The organism is Bradyrhizobium sp. USDA 3315 (genome assembly GCF_054056795.1).
In genome coordinates this window covers 7,591,929-7,607,498 of sequence record NZ_JBSRYP010000001.1, presented here as the reverse complement: position 1 = coordinate 7,607,498, position 15,570 = coordinate 7,591,929, and the positions used below count along the sequence as shown (strand labels likewise).

The 15,570-nt window shown below is 62.8% G+C and carries 12 protein-coding genes and 2 pseudogenes; 7 read left to right on the top strand and 7 right to left on the bottom strand.

Features of this window, described 5'->3' with window-relative positions; all coding sequences use genetic code 11:
• Positions 1–15 precede the first annotated feature (15 nt).
• A complete protein-coding gene (gene nhaA, locus ACVIYL_RS35795; protein ID WP_456780776.1) occupies positions 16–1,884 on the top strand; it encodes a Na+/H+ antiporter NhaA in 1,869 nt (622 codons plus the stop codon).
• 44 nt (positions 1,885–1,928) lie between these two features.
• Positions 1,929–2,330 carry a host attachment family protein gene (locus ACVIYL_RS35790; RefSeq protein WP_456780775.1) on the top strand — a complete coding sequence of 134 codons (402 nt, stop codon included), beginning with the start codon at positions 1,929–1,931 and terminating at the stop codon, positions 2,328–2,330.
• Between the two features lie 1,411 nt (positions 2,331–3,741).
• Here ACVIYL_RS35790 and ACVIYL_RS35785 read toward each other — a convergent pair.
• Genes ACVIYL_RS35785 through ACVIYL_RS35765 form a run of 5 tightly spaced genes read right to left on the bottom strand, consistent with a single transcriptional unit; the run spans position 3,742 to position 9,091 of the window.
• Positions 3,742–4,884 (bottom strand): CaiB/BaiF CoA transferase family protein, encoded by a 1,143-nt coding sequence (locus tag ACVIYL_RS35785; RefSeq protein WP_456780774.1) that lies wholly within the window; start codon positions 4,882–4,884, stop codon positions 3,742–3,744.
• Entirely contained in the window at positions 4,881–5,897 is a 1,017-nt protein-coding gene (locus ACVIYL_RS35780; protein ID WP_456780773.1) for an NADPH:quinone oxidoreductase family protein, read from the bottom strand. The genes ACVIYL_RS35785 and ACVIYL_RS35780 overlap by 4 nt, the downstream gene beginning before the upstream one ends.
• On the bottom strand, positions 5,897–6,670 hold the full coding sequence (locus ACVIYL_RS35775) for a crotonase/enoyl-CoA hydratase family protein (protein WP_456780772.1): 774 nt from the start codon (positions 6,668–6,670) through the stop codon (positions 5,897–5,899). Before ACVIYL_RS35775 ends, ACVIYL_RS35780 begins: the two co-directional genes overlap by 1 nt.
• Before the next feature lie 16 nt (positions 6,671–6,686).
• Positions 6,687–7,904 (bottom strand): ABC transporter substrate-binding protein, encoded by a 1,218-nt coding sequence (locus tag ACVIYL_RS35770; RefSeq protein ID WP_253609035.1) that lies wholly within the window; start codon positions 7,902–7,904, stop codon positions 6,687–6,689.
• Positions 7,901–9,091: a CaiB/BaiF CoA transferase family protein gene (locus tag ACVIYL_RS35765; protein WP_456780771.1), complete on the bottom strand. Its 1,191-nt coding sequence runs from the start codon at positions 9,089–9,091 to the stop codon at positions 7,901–7,903. The genes ACVIYL_RS35770 and ACVIYL_RS35765 overlap by 4 nt, the downstream gene beginning before the upstream one ends.
• Before the next feature lie 89 nt (positions 9,092–9,180).
• On the opposite strand from ACVIYL_RS35765, the gene ACVIYL_RS35760 reads away from it, so the two are divergent.
• From ACVIYL_RS35760 to ACVIYL_RS35750, 3 genes are all read left to right on the top strand, one after another.
• A complete protein-coding gene (locus tag ACVIYL_RS35760; protein WP_253609033.1) occupies positions 9,181–9,822 on the top strand; it encodes a TetR/AcrR family transcriptional regulator in 642 nt (213 codons plus the stop codon).
• Positions 9,819–10,088 carry a hypothetical protein gene (locus ACVIYL_RS35755; protein WP_456780770.1) on the top strand — a complete coding sequence of 90 codons (270 nt, stop codon included), beginning with the start codon at positions 9,819–9,821 and terminating at the stop codon, positions 10,086–10,088. Before ACVIYL_RS35760 ends, ACVIYL_RS35755 begins: the two co-directional genes overlap by 4 nt.
• Positions 10,089–10,199: 111 nt before the next feature.
• On the top strand, positions 10,200–10,871 hold the full coding sequence (locus ACVIYL_RS35750) for a hypothetical protein (RefSeq protein ID WP_456780769.1): 672 nt from the start codon (positions 10,200–10,202) through the stop codon (positions 10,869–10,871).
• Positions 10,872–10,881: 10 nt separating this feature from the next.
• Here the strand turns inward: ACVIYL_RS35750 and ACVIYL_RS35745 are convergent, their stop codons facing one another.
• Entirely contained in the window at positions 10,882–12,060 is a 1,179-nt protein-coding gene (locus ACVIYL_RS35745) for a class I adenylate-forming enzyme family protein (RefSeq protein ID WP_456780768.1), read from the bottom strand.
• A 64-nt stretch (positions 12,061–12,124) separates the two neighbouring features.
• Positions 12,125–12,358, bottom strand: a pseudogene (locus tag ACVIYL_RS35740) (AMP-binding protein); the annotation flags it as partial.
• Positions 12,359–12,476: 118 nt separating this feature from the next.
• On the opposite strand from ACVIYL_RS35740, the pseudogene ACVIYL_RS35735 reads away from it, so the two are divergent.
• A pseudogene (locus tag ACVIYL_RS35735) lies at positions 12,477–13,208 on the top strand (MFS transporter); the annotation flags it as partial.
• Positions 13,209–14,115: 907 nt separating this feature from the next.
• On the top strand, positions 14,116–15,558 hold the full coding sequence (locus tag ACVIYL_RS35730; RefSeq protein ID WP_253609031.1) for an FAD-binding oxidoreductase: 1,443 nt from the start codon (positions 14,116–14,118) through the stop codon (positions 15,556–15,558).
• The last annotated feature ends 12 nt before the right edge of the window (positions 15,559–15,570 follow it).

The window sequence follows — 15,570 nt, the reverse complement described above, 5'->3', positions numbered from 1 at the left end:
GAGATCGGTTCAGCGATGCAGCTCATGATCCCGCCCGGCCGCCTCGACCGTCCGGTCGACCACGAGAGGGACCACGTGCTCGGTCCCACCGATGCCGAGATCACGCTCGTCGAGTACGGCAGCTACGCGTGCCCGCACTGCAGGGCTGCCAACGAGCGCATCGCGCAAGCACGCGACCAACTTGGCGACCGCGTCTGCTACGCCTTCCGCCATAGGCCGCTCACGGACAACAGCCTTTCGTTTCGGGCCGCCGAGCTCGCCGAGCTTGCCCAGACGCCAGAGGCGTTCTGGTCCGCGCACATCAAGCTGATGACGAGGTCGATGCAGCTCACAGAGGATGACCTCGTCGCGGTGGCCGCCGATCTTGGCGTGAACGCCAACTTCGCGCTCGGCGACAGCGACGCCGTGCGGCGCGCGAGAGCAAGGGTGGAGGCGGACGTCGCAAGCTCACGTGCGAGCGGGGTGAGATTCACGCCGACCTTCTACATCAACCGCCGGCGCTACGACGGACCGTGGGACGAGAGCTCTCTCGTCGACGCGATGCTTGGCACGCTCGGCCACCGCGTCCGTACGGCAGCCCTGGATTTCGCGAGCTGGGGCCCGTCCGCCGGCATTTTGCTGGTCCTCGCGACCGTGGCGGCGGTGGTCTTGACGAACTCGCCGGTCGGGCCGTCGTTCGAGGCGCTCTGGCGCCAAGAGCTCGGCGTGAGCTTGGGTGACGCAGCCTTTCAGATGTCCATTCTCCATTGGGTCAACGACGGCCTACTGACGGTGTTCTTCCTCGTCGTGGGATTGGAAGTGAAGCGCGAGATGACAGTTGGTCATCTCGCAAGCCGCCGCTCCGCAGCGCTTCCGATCGCCGCCGCGCTCGGCGGCATGGTCGTGCCGGCGCTTCTGTTCGCGCTGGTCATCCCTGCGGGGCCGTGGTCGTACGGGTGGGGCGTTCCAATGGCGACCGACACTGCGTTCGCGATTGCTTTAATCGCCGTGATGGGCGCCCGCGTTCCCGTCGAGTTGCGCATCTTCCTCACCGCGGCGGCCATCGTCGACGACATCGGTGCGATCGTCGTCGTCGCTGTGTTCTACTCCGGCGATATCCATCCGGCATACTTGGCCGCCGCCGCGGCGGTCGTCGTCGCGTTGGCGCTGCTGAGCCGGTCAAGAGTCTACCTTCTCTCGCCTTACATCCTGTTGGGCATCGCGTTGTGGACATTCGTCTACGCGGGCGGTCTCCACGCGACGCTGGCCGGCGTGGTACTGGCGCTGTTCGTTCCCACGCGCCCGCCCGCCAACCTGGCTGCCCTGATGACGCAGGCCAGCACCATCATCGCCTCCGAGGCCCGGCACGAGGGTGAGGTTCTCAGGCACGGCCCCTCCACCCCGGCGCTGCACGCGCTCGATGCAATCTTCGACAGACTTGAATCGCCGGCCGATCGGCTGCTGCGGCACGCCGGCGCGCGATCGAGCTACGCTGTCCTCCCAATCTTCGCACTGGCGAATGCGGGCGTGGCGATCAATCCGGGCGTCTTTGTTGGGCATGGCCGGCTCATGGCCGCGATCGTTGCTGGCCTCGTCATAGGAAAGCCGCTCGGCGTGTTCCTCATGGCTGCTGCGGCCGTGCGCGCAGGCATAGCCGTCAAGCCGGCAGAGTACACGTGGCGGCAGTTGGCCGGGGCGGGAGCCCTCGCTGGTATCGGCTTCACGATGTCGCTCTTTATCGCCGGGCAGGCGTTTCCAAGCGCTTCCGACTTCTCGGCCGCCAAGATCGCCGTGTTCGCTGCGTCGATTCTTTCGGCCGTCGTTGGGACTGCCCTGCTCTGGGGAGCTTCGCGTCAGGAGCTTATCGAAGAGGCGCAGCAGGCCGCCAGTATGCAAGTATCATAGCCCCGCCGGGCGTTTATGCAGGATCGTGAACAGGAGATCTTTCGATGATTCTACCTACCGGTACGACAGTAGCAGTCGCTGACGGCGAGACAGTCCGTCTGTTCCGCAATACGGGCGTGAAACCTGGGGTGCATCTGGTCGAGATCACGGCGGCTCCGCCTGCGCCCGCCCACTCAGGCTCGGGTGTGCGCCACGCCGGCTCCGCCAACCCCGATGGCAGGCGGCTTGACGAGGACGACTTCGCGGCAGCTACGGCCGCGTACCTTAACAAGCTCAGCCTGGACGGGACCATAAAACACCTGGTCGTCGTCTCCGACCCCAGGACCCTGGGGGAGATGCGCAAGCACTTCCACCGCGACCTGAGAGGCAAGATCATGGGCGAGTTCGCGAAGGACTTCAGCCGGCGTCCGCTCGAGGACATCGCCTCATTGATCGCTGACGCCTGACGCGCCTCTGGAAGCGGCTGCTGGCGCAAGTCAGTCCAGTCATAACCCGCGCGAATAACTCAAAGTTACCGGCGACGACTAATGCTCTCGACCAATCTGAACCAACCCAAACCCTCTAAATGGATCAACAATGGACAAGATAATAAAAGTGGCCTCTGGCATTCTAAGCAGCATCAAGAGGAAGCAAGGTTCTGCTGACTGCTCGGTGTCACGCTCCAATCTCTCGACTAACCGGCATCTCGCATTAGGAGGCGCCTCCGCATGACTTATTACCTAATCGCCTCACGCGCCGCGATCATCTTCTGGACGAGCCTTGCAATGGTGCCAACCGAGATCCTCTTTGACGCGTTAAAGACCGAATTGGAGCGCCGCGGCGTGGAGCCATAGGGCTCCCTGCTTGGTCTCGCGGCACGTGCCAGAGAGAAAGATCGTGGGCGCCTGAAATGACAAAGCGCATTGCACCGTTACCGAATCCCGATGGATCGTTGCTTCTTCGTGAGTGGAACCACAGAGTAAATAACGAGCTCACTAGCACTATCTGCACGATTTCAGCCAAAGCGGTGGAGTCGGATGACGTGGCAGTCAAGGCCGCGCTCCCTTCACCGCGTGGTTGCAAAGCACCGGCGCTTCGAACCGCTTCGCAGAAGCGGCCTCGGCAGGTCTTGGCGGAAAGCGGACCTGCTTCGATAGCGCGCAGTAGTGGGGGTGAGCGGTGTAGGGGACCATCGGACGACCAAACCAGCGCCTTCCCGATCTCTGACGGTATATGAACCGACGACGTGCCAGTACGAGCAGTGTCGATTTCCGCTACGTATGCAGAGCTATTCAGTCGATTGACTCCGATAGGTAGCGGAATCGCCAATATTCCGAGCGGCACAAATTATTCTGTGAATTCAAGACCGAAAAAATGCGGCGGGTATACCGTCGGCATTTGTCCGTCAAACTTGAAGAGTTGTTCTTGGAAATCAACGACGAAACGTCGTCCTTAATGATTGAGTGGGAGTAGTGGAAACGGCCGCTACAGCGTGCTTTAGCGTAGAGTTTAGTTGGGCACGCCGCATTTACGTTCATAGCCGGGCACTCTCCAGAGTCGTGACCTCACTTAACCTGATCGCATCAAGCTGTCATTCTACTTTCGCTAAGCCAGTAACGTTGCGCATTCCAGCGTGTATTCGGCGTGGTTCTGGAAAGGCGGGCGGCCAGTCGCCGCGGCGGACGCCAATCCATGGAAAAACGTTGGCGAGGTGGCTCGAATGCTTGTTCAAGGAAAGACAATCAAGAGAGTGGTTCTCGTAGACGGCGCGGTCGCATCGATGCCCCTCAGCGGAAAGCAGGTCTCCGAACACCTAGGCTCCCGCTCGTGAAGCTTTCCCGCGGCCGCGTTTGTGTCGTGGAGGTATCACGGCAAAGCTCAACTCCAGCCGCTCAAAAGGATGGTAGCGGAGTCCTGTCCGACATCTGGAGCCGGACGCAGATCCCCCTCGAGGTCGGCCGCCTTTCCTGGGGTTCGTGCCGCCACAACGCCTCCGACGTTAGGAGTTTCTGTGCGCAGCGCGCCGCGGGTGGCCTCGACCTGTTCGTTGGCTACCCATTCAGAAGGGTTCAGAATCCGGTCCGCGATGAGATCCGACGCATGAAGTCTTTTGAGCCATGACGCCGTGGTGTCGGTCGGGAAGACCTTCTGAAGTTCGGCGGCGAGTTCGTCGGCACAATCGGCGCGCAGCGCGAAGCTGGCGAACCGCGGATCCCTGGCAAGGTCCTCCCGCTGCAGGGCGGAGCACAGCCGGCCGTACTGCGCTTCCGTCACAAGAGTGACCATGATCCAACCGTCGCTCGTCCGGTAGCTGCCGGCTGGCACGTTGAGGAGGCGAGGCGCGCCGCCTTCGAGAACGTGTTCCGCGAACTTGTGACCAAGCAGCGCTGCGGTCGATTGCGAGAGGCTGACGTCGATGTGCCGGCCATTGCCGACCGCATTGCGGGCAAACAGCGCGGTCGAAATGGCCTGAAATCCATATAGACCGGTGCAGACGTCGGAAAGCGTGGCCCCGACCCGATGCGGGATCCCGTCGGCGCCCACGTTGACCGCGACAAGGCCGGCGAACGCCTGGCCGACGGAGTCGGAGCAGGGGCGCTGCGCGTAGGGGCCGTCCTGTCCGAAGCCGCTGATCGAGAGATAGATGAGGCGGGAATTGTCGCGGCTCAGCGCATCGTATCCGAGGCCGAGGCGATCCATCACCCCCGGACGGAAGCCCTCGACCAACACGTCAGCTGTTGCCGCCAGCTTGCGCGCGGTGGCGATTGCCTCGGGCTTCTTGAGGTCGAGAACGAGGCTGCGCTTGCCACGGTTGTAGACGGCCGACAATGCCGAATGACTGCCGTAGGTCGTACCCAGACGACGCGACCAATCGCCTTCAGGAGGTTCGACCTTGATCACGTCGGCGCCGTTGGCGGCGAGGAGATAGCCCGCGTACGGCGAAGCCACGCCCTGACCGAAGTCGAGGACGCGCAGTCCGCGAAACGGGGCTTCGTGGGTTGGCTGCAAGGACGCGGTCATGCTCGTTGCTCCGGTATCAGGACGATCTTGCCGACGACCTCCCGGCTTTCGACGCGGCGCATCGCTGTAGCGAAGTCCGCCAGCGGCAGCGAACCGTCGACGGGCGCGCGTAATTTTCCGGCTTCGAAGAGGTCAAACATCTCTCCGTAAAGGATGCGGACCTTCTCACGCAGCGCGGCATCCGCCTTAGTCTTGCCCCACGCCATATAGAATCCCCAGTATAGACCGATCACGGTGAGGTTCTTCACCAGGACTATGTTCGCGGGAATCTCCGGAATGCGGCCCGCGGCGAAGCCCATCGGAATCAACCGCCCGAGCGGAGCGACGCAGCGCAGGGACTCGTCGAAAACGTCGCCGCCCACCGGATCGAACACGACGTCAGCGCCCCGGCCGCCGGTGATCTCCAGCACGCGATCCCGGAATCCGCCTCTGCGGTAGTCGATGGCGTGATCGGCACCGTACCGCTTCACCGCTTCGATCTTCCGTTCGCCTCCAGCGGTCGCGATGACCGTTGCTCCCAAAGCGCGCCCGACCTCGACGGCGGCCAAACCGCTGGCGCCGGCCGCGCCGTGGACGAGCAGGGTCTCGCTGGATTGAAGGTTCGCGCGCCACTTAAGGCCGGCATAAGCCGTCGCGTAGATGGTCGGGAAAAGTGTCGAGCCTTCGAAGCTCAAGGAATCGGGGATGCGGAAGACATTGGCCGCATCAACGATCGCTTCTTCGGCGAACCCGCCGGATGGAAGACCAGCGCAGACGCGGTCGCCGACCTTGAGATCGGTCCGGACGTCGGACGCGATCTCGCTGACGACGCCGCCGATCTCGGTGCCGGGTACGAACGGAATACTCGGCCGGTTTTGATGCTTGCCGGCGATGAACAGGAGGTTCGCGAAGCTCACGCCCGCGGCTCGCACCGAAACCCGGATAGTACCGGGCTCGATTGCCGGTGAGGTTGTATCGTCGTAGACGAGGTCGTCGATCCCGCCGAAGCGATGTCCTATCACCGCGCGCATCATCAATTCTTTCCTACCTGACCGTGGCGGCCGGATCCGGAGGCGAAGCGACCGGCCCCGGCCTGCGCTTCCTTGGCGCGAGCTTCAACGGAGAGCTCGGTCTCCAGAGCAATGGCGTCCTTCTCCGAGAGGTTCCACTGACGGATGGCCGACATACGGTCGGACCGCATTGCGATCTGCGGAAACGCAGCAATCTGACGCGCGAGCTCCACCGCCGCGCTCAGAGCCTTGCCTGTCGGGACAAGCCGGTCGGCCAGCCCCATCGCAAGTGCTTCCGTCCCGGAGACCTTTCGTGCCGTCAGAAGCAGGTCGAGCGCTCGGCCGGCGCCGATGAGGCGCGGTAAACGAACGGTCGTTCCATCGCTCATCGGAACACCCCATCGCCGGGAAAGAACGGCGAAGGTGGCGGTCTCCTCGGCGACGCGGAGATCGCATCTAAGGGCGACCCCGAGGCCTCCCGCGCAGGCGTAGCCCGCAACGGCGGCGATCACGGGCTTCGACATGATGCCATGGCATGGGCCGTCCGGATCGCCGGCCCATGGCTTGTATTCGTGGCCCGCAGCGAGCTCCTTCAGATCCGCGCCCGCGCAGAAATGCCCACCGGCGCCGGTCAGGACTGCGACGGCCTGGCTCTCGTCGCGGTCGAAGCCCCGCAGCGCCTTCGCAAGCGCCGCGGCAGTCTCGTTGTCGAGAGCGTTGCGGACCGCCGGACGATTGATGGTGATGATCGTGACCAGGCCGTCGTTCTCGACCAACAGCTTCGGATCGTCCGCCATGCTCAACCTCCTTGGGTCAGTGGGTCTTGAGCAACGGGCATTTGCTCTCCTCGACCGGCCGCCAGGCCTTATCGCCCGGGATTGTCGCAACGATCTTCCAATAATCCCAAGGCCCCTTTGATTCCTCGGGCTTCTTGACCTCGGTCACGTAGAGATCGCGTAGCAGGCGACCGTCGGCTCGGATTTTTGCGCCGTGGGTGAATCCGTCTTCGACGGGCATCTCGCGCATCTTCGCAGCGACCTTGTCTGCGTCATCCGTGTTTGTCGCCGCGATCGCCTTCAGGTAGTGCAGGACCGAGCTGTAGACGCCGGCTTGAACGATGGACGGCGGCCGGCCCATCTTGTCCCAGAAGCGCTTTGCGAACTTTCGGCTACCGTCGTCGAGATCGTGATAGTAGGTCGTCGACGAGATCAAGCCTTGTCCGTCCTTCAGACCCATGGCGTTTACGTCGTTGATGAACATCAGGAACGTGACGACCTGCGTGTTCGGGCCGATAACCTTGTATTCCTGCGCCTGCTTGATGGCATTGCTGGTGTCGCTGCCCGCGGTCGCCAGCGCCATGACCTTGGCGTCAGATCCCTGCGCCTGAAGCAGATACGATGAGAAGTCGGGCGTATCCAGCGGTGCACGGACGCCGCCTACGATTTTGCCGCCGCCGGCCTGGATCCGCTTCGTCGCTTCAGCTTCCATCGACTTGCCGAAGGCGTAGTCGGCCGTGATGAAGAACCAGGTGTCTCCGCCGCGCTTCAGGACGCCCTCCGGGGGCGCCGCAGCGAGTGCGTAGGTGTCGTACATCCAGTGAAAGCTGTAAGGCGAGCAAGCCTTGCCGGTGATCTCCGCCGTCGCCGGGCCCGACAGCAAGATGATCTTCTTCTTCTCGCGCGAGACGTTCTGCATCGCCAGAGCCGCCGCGGACGAGCCGCCGTCCGCGATTACATCGACTCCTTCGGCGTCATAGGCCTTTCTTGCAAGGTTCGATGCGATATCGGGTTTGTTGGCGTGGTCACCTGAAACGACCTCGATCATCGCGCCGGCGACCTTACCGCCGAAGTCTTCCGCAGCGAGTTCGGCAGCGACGATGGATCCCTTGCCCCCCGCATCGGCATAGATTCCCGTCATGTCGTTGAGAATGCTGATGCGAACGACATTGTCCGATACCTGGGCGAGAGCCGAGGACGACATGAAGCCTGCGACCAAGGCAGCCCCCAATGCGGCGATTGATTTTCTTTTCATTGTCTTCTCCCTTCGGTTTTTGCCTGAACGATCGTGCCGTCTTCGATGAAACGATCGATCTCTGATTGCGAATATCCGTGCTCCGCGAGCACCTCCGTGGTGTGTTCGCCCAGCCGGGGCGGAGCGGGCAGGCGGGTGCCTGCGGCCGACGTGCCGGGGAGCAGCGTAAGGGGCAGCCCTTCGAATGCGCCGCCCTGCAGCGTCGCCTGCAGCCCCGAACCACGGACGTGCGGATCGTCGAGAAACTCTCGATAGCCCTGCACGGGACCGCACAGCACGTCGTGCCGTTCGAACGCCTCGATCCAGTACACGCTCGGCCTGGTATGGAGGATACGCGCGACTTCCGCCGTGATCTCGCCTGCATGGTCGAGACGTCCAGCTTCCGTCACGAATCTCGGGTCCAAGATCCAATCCGCCTTGCCTAGCGCCTTGCAGATGCCATGGAACATCGCGTTTGACACGCAGGAGAGATTGATGTGCCCGTCCGCAGTCGCGAAAGTTCCGATCGGCACACTCAAGGGCACATTCGGCTGGCCGCGGCGGCGCAGCGCGTCGTCGACGATCGGCATGGCTTGAAAGGCCGCGGCGACCTCGACCAGCGAAATTTTGACGTGCTGCCCGCCTCGCTTCGTGAGGCGGCGATAGAGGGCCGCGCCTACCTGTTGCGCTGCATAGACGCCGGCAGCCGTGTCGACGGCCAACATTCCGATGCGTCGCGGCGTGTCTTGCGAGTCGCGATTCATTTCCATCATTCCGGTAAAGCCTTGAATGATGGTGTCGGTGGCTGGTCGCTTTTCGTAGGGGCCGGCCCCGAAACCGAGAATCGAGACGTAGATGAGATCCGGATTGTCGGGCCGCAACTGGTGGTCAGCGATCTGAAGACGATCGACGACGCCCGGCCGGAAATTTTGGATGACGATGTCGGTGCTCTTGGCGAGCCTCACCAGGAGGGCGCGCCCTTGCTCTCTGATTCCATCAATGCAGACGGCGCGCTTGCCGATATTCGGAACCAGACTGAAAGCCGTGTGCCCGTCAACGGCGCCGCCGATTGCGCGCGCCCAGTCGCCCGACGGAGGCTCGACCTTGATCACCGACGCACCACCTCGCGCGAGGATCGCGCCGCAATAAGGGCCAGCAAAGCCCTGGCTGACGTCAAGCACGCGTACGCCGGCGTAGTCGTCCAGCATGGCGGCACCTCCTTAGATACCCAGTAGTATGTTGCAGGATACTGAGTAGTATGTTTGACTGTCAACCTCGTTCAGGGGAGAGCAGATCATTGAGCAAGATCGGCAAGGTCGAGGTAGGGGAACCGCTAGGCGACCGACGCGTCGAACTTCTGGACGCGGCCGCGCGCGCGTTCATGAGGCAGGGATTTGCCGCGACTTCGCTTGACCGGGTGAGCGACGAGATCGGCTCGACCAAGGGCGCTATCTATTACTACTACCGGAGCAAATCCGAGCTGTTCTTTGCGGTCCATCGCCGTGGGATGGAGTTGACCAACGCGGCAATCCGCCCGCCCTTCGAATTGCAGGTCGCCCCGCGAGAGCGGCTGCACGGCATGGCTTTCGCGCACACGCTGCTAGTTATCGATCACCTTCCGTACCTCCGCGTGATCGCCCAGGGACTGGAAATGCATCTGCTCGAGCGCACCAACGAAAGCGAACGAGCGGAACTCGCGGAAGTGGCCGCGCTGCGAGAAGCCAACGAGAATCTCTACATTCGCGTCATCAAGGAAGGCGTGGCGTCCGGAGATTTCCGCAGCGTCGATGCGAAGCTCGCGGCCAAGCCGCTGCTCGGAGCGTTGAACTGGACGTCGCGTTGGTATCAACCTCGCGACGGCGAGACGCAGGCAAACAAGAAGAAGCTGGCTCAATCGATCGCCGATTTCGTCACGGCTGGCCTGGAGGCGAAGAAGTGAAGACAAAGAGCCACGAAACAGCCGCTGATGTCGCAGCGTATCGCGCCATAGACTTGATTTATCACTCCTACCTGACTGGCCTCATTCTCAAGGTGTCGTCGCAAGCGGGGCCGCAGCGCGCGGCAGAAATCGTTTTCCGTACCTTCCGCCGTCAACAACTGGCCCGCTTCCTTCCCGGTCTGAAGAAACTCGGACTTGACGGTTTGCCGAACGCATTGGCCTGCGCACAGTATCACTACCTGTCCAATCAGGTCGGCGGCGTGTAGGTCGAATACGTCTACGAAAGCGACAAAAAGGCGTGGGTCCGGTACCCGCCGCCGCGATGGATCTGGTCGGGTACGGCGATCTGCGGGATCCCTTCCGACGTATCGCGCGCCATGCTACGGGGATGGCACGCCAACAACGGCGTCGTTCTCGGCAATCCGCGACTGGGTTTCGTCTGCACCGGCCAGACCGTCGATGGGCAGCCCGGGTTGGAGGGTTACTACAAGGAGTGGGATCACGACCTGGCTCCCGAGGAGCGGCTGCAGTTCTCGCCGGGAGAGCGTTGCCCGGCCTTCGATCCGGAGCGTGCGCCCAAACTTCCCGAAAATACCTGGCCCGAAGAACGGCTGCTCAAGGTGCTACGCAACTACTCGATGGAGTACATTACTTCGATCGTCCCGGAGGCCGTCGTTACTCTCGGTCCGGACGAGGGCGGGCATCTAGCTGGCGCAGCGGCCAGGCTGATCGGTATGCATACTTTCGACGAAGTCGTGACGCACCTCGGCGGCGTCGAGCCGGGCGCTGCCGGCTTCGCGAACGCGTTCGCGCGGATCGCGCGCGGGCAGGGCGACGACGCCGAACTGAGCCAGGACGGAAACGCCTTCACCGTCCGTCAGACGTCGTGGCGTCTGATGTCGGAACGAGAGAACCTCTCGCCGTCGGTGTTCGATGCCTGGAACGAACTCTGGGTCGGCGCCGCGCTGGCGCACGACCGCTTCATGAGGATCGACGTCACTGAGCGGCGGGATCGGGGCGACGCATACTGGGCGTGGCGCTTCCGCTGAAGGTCGTTCGCTAATCCAGTTTGTCGAGCGTGCCGGCGGCCAACGCCTCTCGCAGCCTGAATTTCTGGACCTTGCCGGACGCAGTCAGCGGAAACTCGGTACAGGCGAACCAGAGCGTCGGCGATTTGTGGTGCGCCATCGCCCCGCGGCAGTGCTCGATCAGCTTCTCCGCGCATCCGTACGCGTTCGGTGACAGGCGGACGGCGGCCGCTACGACCTCTCCCCACTTTTCGTCCGGAGCCCCGAACACTGCGACATCGGCGACGTCGGGATGCCGCAGAAGGCAGGCTTCGACCTCGACCGGATAGATGTTCTCTCCGCCGCGGATGATCATGTCCTTCAGCCGGCCGGTGACGCGCAGGTACCCGCGCTCATCAAGCGTCCCAAGGTCACCTGTGCGCAGCCACCCGTCCGTCGCGATGGCCTGGCGCGTGTCCTCGGGCGCTTCGAAATAGCCAATCATCGTCTGATAGCCGCGGACCTGAATCTCGCCCTCGCTGCCGATCGGCCGCACCCGTAGATCGATCGGATCAGCGATCCGCACCTCGACATTCCAGAGCGGCTTTCCGACGGTGTGGACAAGCTCCGTCTCGGGGTCGTCGACGCTTGTCTGGGCGACAATCGGGCTGAGTTCAGTCTGGCCGAAGACCGTAAGGACGGGAAGACCAAGCGCTTCCTTCACCCGCCGATGTATCTCCGGGGAGACCGGAGCGCCTCCGGACAGCGCGACGCGCAACGACGAAAGGTCGCGCGGTGCGGTCTTCATAGCGTCGATCAGCGCGAGCAACATCGTCGGAACGCCGAACATGATCTCGGCTTTTCTCGCTTCGATAGCCTGCAGGACCGTAGGCGGATCGAAGAACAGCGGTAGAATTAGTGTCGCGCGCGATGTCATGCATCCGAGAACGCTCATCACAGATCCCGCCGTGTGAAAGAGCGGCATCGGGCTGAGCAAGACGCCGTTTTCCAGTCCGGCCTTGGCCGCAATGTAGCTCGCGTTCGTCACCAGGCCGCGGTGATGGAGCAGGGCGCCCTTGGGACGGCCTGTGGTTCCAGACGTGTACTGGATCTGCGCAGCATGTCCCGGGTCGATCTCGGTTCGTAGCCGGCGCGCTCCGGATCTCCTCGAGCCACCCTTCGAAGGAGTAGCACTTGAGGCCGATCTTCTCCATTTCGCGGGCGACGGCACCGGTGTCGACGCCGCGGAAGCTCGACAGATGGAAGAGGGCGGAGGCCTTGGACTGACGCAGGACGAACTCCAGCTCGCTCGGCTTGAATGCCGGATTGGCTGTCACAAGGATCACGCCAGCGAGCGCGGCGCCGTACTGCAACACAACCCACTCGGGCACGTTCGGTGCCCAGACGCAGATGCGGTCGCCCGTGTTGAACTTCCCCACCGGCCAGCTCGCGCAGCGGCTCGCGTCGTCCTGCAACTGAGCGTACGTCCAGCGCCGATCGGTTTGTGCGGCGCCCGCCGGCGAAGGCACAGATGCCGGCACGACCTCGATCAGCGCGATGCGATCTGGAGCCTCAGCGGCCGTCGTGGCGAGCGCAGTCCCGATGCTGGCGTCGATAATGGCCCGCGTCTTATCCGCAGGCCAATAGGCAAATCGCTGGGGTTGGCGGGTCGCTTTCTACAGCACGGGCATCGGTCCCATCGCGATGGTGATCGCATGTCTTCTGATCGAGGGGCGTCGGCCCGCTCCGAAGGCAGGGCGGCTGTTGAATTTCGGGCCCGCTTTCTCAAACCGCGAGGCTCTCGGTTACATCTTCGGTTATGGAGCCCACTGCTTCGAGCTGTACGGCATTCGTACCTGGCTGGTCGGATTCTGGACCTTCGTCGTCGCTCATCAAAGCGCACCCTCGTGGTTGACGCCCGTGCTAATGAGCTTCTGCTTCGCGGTGATCTCGATGCCGGCCAGCATCCTCGGCAACGAGACCGCATTAAAATTCGGACGACATCGCGCCATCACGATTGTGATGATTGCATCAGCGTGCATTGCGATCATCATCGGTCTCAACGCGACCGCGCCTGCGTGGGTGCTCGCGTTGCTGCTGCTGATTTATGGCCTGACAGTACCGGCGGATTCCGGCGCGTTAACGGCCGGCATGTCCGCTGCGGCCGTCTCCGAGCATCGTGGTGCGACGCTGGCTCTGCACTCCACCGTCGGCTTCGGGCTCTCAGCCGTCGGTGCTTGGGGGACGGGCGTCGCGCTCGACGCTGCGGGCGGACCGCAGAGTGCGCGCGGTTGGCTGCTGGTGTTCACCGTTCTCGCAGCCGGGATTCTGTTGGGTCCATTAGCGCTGCTATGGGCGGGGGGGGACGCAATCCAATAGGTCGGTATCCGTGGAGTAGAAAGTCGGTGCGGAGGGACACTGCGTATGCCCAACAAACGCCTCGCTTTGTCGATCGACTCCGATAGTTGCCGAAGTAGCCACTCCTCCGGCCCGTGCAAATTTTCCTGTGAATTCAAGACCGAAAAATTGCGGCGGGTATACCGTCGGGATTTGTCCGTCAGACCTCCAAGATTTGTCCTTGCAACGGCGAAACGTCGATCGAAATGATAGAGTGGGGAGTAGTGGGAACGGCTGCTACCGCGTGGTTTGGCGTAGGTTTGGGTGGGGCAGTTCTCCGCTTCCTTTCATAGCCGGGCACTCTCCAAAGTTGTGACCATCCACTTATCCTGAATCGCGGTCAGACTTTCATCCTGCTTCTGCCAGGTGACTATTGTGGCGCATTGCAGCGTGCAGAAAGGTCGGAGCCGGGTAGGCCCAAGCCTCACAGTCGAAGGAAGGCAGCTCTTGGCACAAACCGGACGTTCAGCCGGCCCCGCATGTCTCAGAAGGCCATGAGCTGACTTGCGAGAAGTGGTAGCTGCTGGCGCGCAAAGCGGACATCGGCCGGCGAATTGACTTCAGCGATCGGGGCCAGAGCGGATACCATCCGTTCCGATACCCCGAAGTTCCCTCTGCGGACCGGATTTTCTGGGTTTCGTTTGCCGGTACCTGCGCGGGGTTGTAGGCGCTCCTCATCCGCGAGACATTCTGTCGCAGAACCATTCGTTTGCCGGAGGACTAACCTCCAGGCGGAAATCTGTCGTTCGCAATTCGAGCGGCATGCAACGGGCGATCCTGCGCCGTCAAGGTTGCAAGAGCCGTGGGCGGTGGTCGCCCCTTTGCCGATCTGTCCAAGAGCATGAAGCGGACTGCTGCAATACTGACCACTAGTCACGGAGGAGATGCCATGACGGAGATCCGGTTGGCCTCGCTGCAGGGCGGGGCGACTACGCTTGAAAGCGATGCAATTGCCGCCTTTCGCCAAACCTTGCGAGGCAACGTTTGTCTGGCCGAGGAGCCGGGCTACGATGAAGCACGCACGATCTGGAATGCGATGATAGATCGCCGCCCAGGCGCGGTCGTGCGCTGCAGAGGGGCCGCAGACATCATTCGTGCCGTACGGCTTGCGCGTGAGCACGGCCTCTTGGTCGCCGTGCGCGGCGGCGGCCATAACATTGCGGGCAATGCCGTTTGTGACGGCGGGCTCTTGATTGATCTTTCGCTGATGCGCTCCGTCCGGGTTGATCCATTTCACCGCACCGCGCGCGTGGACCCGGGGGCAACGCTTGGCGACTTCGACAAGGAGGCGCAAGCTTTCGGCCTCGCCACCCCGCTCGGGATCAACTCGACGACCGGCGTTGCGGGATTGACGCTGGGCGGCGGCTTCGGGTGGCTTAGCCGCAAGTTCGGGCTTGCCGCCGACAACCTGATCTTGGCCGACGTGGTGACGGCCGAAGGCGAGCTCGTCCGGGCAAGCATCGCCGAGAATACCGACCTGTTCTGGGCGCTGCGCGGAGGCGGAGCCAATTTCGGGGTGGTGAGTTCGTTCGAGTTCCGCCTGCATCCTGTTGGTCCGATGGTTCTGGCCGGACTCATCGTCCACCCCTTTGCGCGGGCGAAGGAGCTGCTCGCGGGCTATCGCGACGTCGCCGCCAAGGCGCCCGACGAACTGACGGTGTGGGTGGTGCTCAGGCAGGCGCCGCCGCTGCCGTTCTTGCCCGCCGAGGTTCACGGCAAGAAGATCGTCGCGTTCGCCGTCTGCTATGCGGGAGATGAGAACGAGGGCAAGCATGCATTAGAGCCGCTGCGCGCGCTCGGAGAGCCGATCGCTGACGTGATCGGCATGCAGCCCTTCGCGGCTTGGCAGACCGCGTTTGACCCACTGCTCACGCCCGGCGCCTGTAATTACTGGAAGTCGCACAATTTCGTTGAGCTCAACGACGGTCTTCTCGACACGCTGGTGAGCCATACGACAAGCCTGCCGACCGGGGAGTGCGAGATTTTCATGGGTCAGCTTGGTGGCGCCACCGGTCGTAAGGCCGTCGACGCCACGGCGTTCCCCCACCGCGATGCGAAGTTTGTCATGAACGTTCACACGCGATGGCGCGATCCGGCGGATGAGCAACGTTCGATCGCCTGGGCGCGCAGGCTCTTTACTGAGACCGCGCCTCACGCAACCGGCGGCGTCTACGTCAATTTCATGCCGGAGGACGAGACCGATCGCGTAGTCGGCGCCTACGGCCCGAACTACGCTCGTCTTGCCGCGCTGAAGGCCAAGTACGATCCCGGCAACCTGTTCCGGCTAAACCAGAACATCAGGCCGTCCGCCGCACAGCGACCGGCCGCCTGACAAGAAGAGGAG

What these genes read in the sequence shown, in the direction of transcription:
- nhaA (WP_456780776.1), top strand. Translation starts at nt 16, where the DNA reads ATGCAGCTCATGATCCCGCCCGGCCGCCTCGACCGTCCGGTCGACCAC.
- ACVIYL_RS35790 (WP_456780775.1), top strand. Translation starts at nt 1,929, where the DNA reads ATGATTCTACCTACCGGTACGACAGTAGCAGTCGCTGACGGCGAGACA.
- ACVIYL_RS35785 (WP_456780774.1), bottom strand. Translation starts at nt 4,884, where the DNA reads ATGACCGCGTCCTTGCAGCCAACCCACGAAGCCCCGTTTCGCGGACTG.
- ACVIYL_RS35780 (WP_456780773.1), bottom strand. Translation starts at nt 5,897, where the DNA reads ATGATGCGCGCGGTGATAGGACATCGCTTCGGCGGGATCGACGACCTC.
- ACVIYL_RS35775 (WP_456780772.1), bottom strand. Translation starts at nt 6,670, where the DNA reads ATGGCGGACGATCCGAAGCTGTTGGTCGAGAACGACGGCCTGGTCACG.
- ACVIYL_RS35770 (WP_253609035.1), bottom strand. Translation starts at nt 7,904, where the DNA reads ATGAAAAGAAAATCAATCGCCGCATTGGGGGCTGCCTTGGTCGCAGGC.
- ACVIYL_RS35765 (WP_456780771.1), bottom strand. Translation starts at nt 9,091, where the DNA reads ATGCTGGACGACTACGCCGGCGTACGCGTGCTTGACGTCAGCCAGGGC.
- ACVIYL_RS35750 (WP_456780769.1), top strand. Translation starts at nt 10,200, where the DNA reads ATGCTACGGGGATGGCACGCCAACAACGGCGTCGTTCTCGGCAATCCG.
- ACVIYL_RS35730 (WP_253609031.1), top strand. Translation starts at nt 14,116, where the DNA reads ATGACGGAGATCCGGTTGGCCTCGCTGCAGGGCGGGGCGACTACGCTT.